Genomic DNA, 2,093 nt, shown 5'->3' with positions numbered 1-2,093 from the left:
CAACCGCATCCAGGTTCGCATCGACGCCCATCCCTGGAGCCGCGCCGTGGCCGACTGGCTGGTCGCGTTCCTGAGCAAGCGGCGATCGGACCCGGCAAAGCTCAACCTCTCCTTCGGCATCGATCCAGCGGCGATCTTCGCGGGAACCGGTCGGCTGCGCATGTCGATCGAGGCGCTGCAGGCCTCTATGCCACAGTCGCTGGCGCACTTCTTCGCGATGGGCGTTCCGGGCGTGCTGCTGGAAGCTGACGGGCGCGTGTTCCACAATGCCGGCGCCACGGAAGCGCAGGAACTTGGCATCATGCTGGCTTCGGCTGTCTCCTATCTCAGAATGTTCGAGACGGCGCGGCAGCCGCTTGTCTATGCCGCACCCCATATCGGTTTTGCGCTCAGCGTCGACCAGGACCAGTTGCTGTCGACGGCCAAGATGCGAGCACTGCGCAGGCTATGGGCGCGGGTGCAGGAGGCTTGTTCGATCCCGACATCCACCGCCAATATCCATGCCGAGACGTCGTTTCGCATGATGACGGCGATGGATCCGGAGACCAACATCCTGCGCACCACCATTGCATGCTTTGCCGCGGCGTGCGGCGGCGCCGATTCGATCTCCATCCTGCCGCACACGATCGCGCATGGTCTGCCGGCGGGTTTTGCCCGTCGTGTTGCCCGCAACACGCAGCTGATCATGGCCAATGAAAGCCATATCGATCATGTCACCGATCCCGCCTATGGTTCCGGCGCCGTCGAGGCGTTGACCGCGGAGTTGTGCGAGTTGGCGTGGACGGAATTGCAGACGATCGAAGCCGAGGGCGGTGTCCTGTCCAGCCTTCAGGACGGACGCATCCAGAAGCGCGTCCACGCAGCTGCGGAGCAGCGCAATGCAGCCTACCGCACAGGCCAACGGGCCATCATCGGCACCACGCTCTATCCATCGAAAGACGAACGTCCGGTCGAGACGCTGGCGGCGGAACGGCGGCCGGCCTTCACCGAAGGCGTTGCCGTCTGCGAGGCGCTGTTTCCAGTCCGCATCGACCAATCGATCGGAGCCGGCTCTTGATCCCGGACTTCGGCCAGATCGGCTGGGTCCCGCCACGCCGCGCTCCCGTCGAGGTCAAAGGCCAGCGGACCACGCCGGAAGGGCTCGTCGCCAAGCATCTGTACAATCAAAGCGACCTCAAGGGGTTGCCGCATCTCGACACCTATCCCGGCCTGCCGCCCTTCGTGCGCGGCCCCTACCCGACCATGTATGTCCAGCAGCCCTGGACCATCCGGCAATATGCCGGCTTCTCGACGGCCGAAGAATCCAATGCATTTTACCGACGCAACCTTGCCGCCGGCCAGAAGGGCCTGTCGGTCGCCTTCGATCTCGCCACGCATCGCGGCTATGACAGCGATCATCCGCGCGTTGCCGGCGATGTCGGCATGGCTGGCGTCGCCATCGATTCCATTCTCGACATGCGGCAGCTCTTCGACGGCATTCCGCTCGGCGAGATGACGGTATCGATGACGATGAACGGCGCGGTGCTGCCGATCATGGCGCTCTACATTGTCGCGGCGGAAGAACAGGGCGTTGCGCAGAAAGATCTCGCCGGCACCATTCAGAACGACATTCTGAAAGAGTTCATGGTCCGCAACACCTACATCTATCCGCCGAAACCCTCGATGCGGATCGTGTCGGACATCTTCTCGTACACATCGAAGAACATGCCGAAGTTCAATTCGATATCGATCTCCGGCTATCACATGCAGGAGGCCGGCGCGACGGCCGACCTTGAACTCGCCTATACGATCGCCGATGGCATCGAGTATGCCCGCGCCGGCGTCGCGGCGGGCCTCGACATTGACCGCTTTGCGCCGCGCCTGTCCTTCTTCTGGGCCATCGGCATGAATTTCTTCATGGAAGTCGCCAAGCTGCGGGCCGCGCGCCTGTTGTGGGCGACCCTGATGCAGAAGAATTTTTCGCCCAAGGACGAGCGCTCGTTGTCGCTGCGCACCCATTGCCAGACTTCTGGCTGGTCGCTGACGGCGCAGGATCCCTACAACAACATTGTCCGCACCATGATCGAGGCAATGGCTGCAACGCAGGGCCACAC

2 protein-coding genes are annotated in these 2,093 nt (G+C 62.9%); both read left to right on the top strand.

What is annotated here, in order from left to right:
* The coding region (locus tag ENZ74_RS30215) for a methylmalonyl-CoA mutase family protein (protein ID WP_164761327.1) at positions 1–1,057 on the top strand (1,057 nt) is incomplete at its 5' end.
* The coding region (locus ENZ74_RS30210) for a methylmalonyl-CoA mutase family protein (RefSeq protein WP_245471039.1) at positions 1,054–2,093 on the top strand (1,040 nt) is incomplete at its 3' end. The genes ENZ74_RS30215 and ENZ74_RS30210, both read left to right, overlap by 4 nt.

Source organism: Mesorhizobium sp. M7A.F.Ca.CA.002.15.2.1, from assembly GCF_003998715.1.
GTDB lineage: Bacteria > Pseudomonadota > Alphaproteobacteria > Rhizobiales > Rhizobiaceae > Mesorhizobium > Mesorhizobium ciceri.
This window is presented reverse-complemented; position numbering and strand designations above follow the sequence as displayed.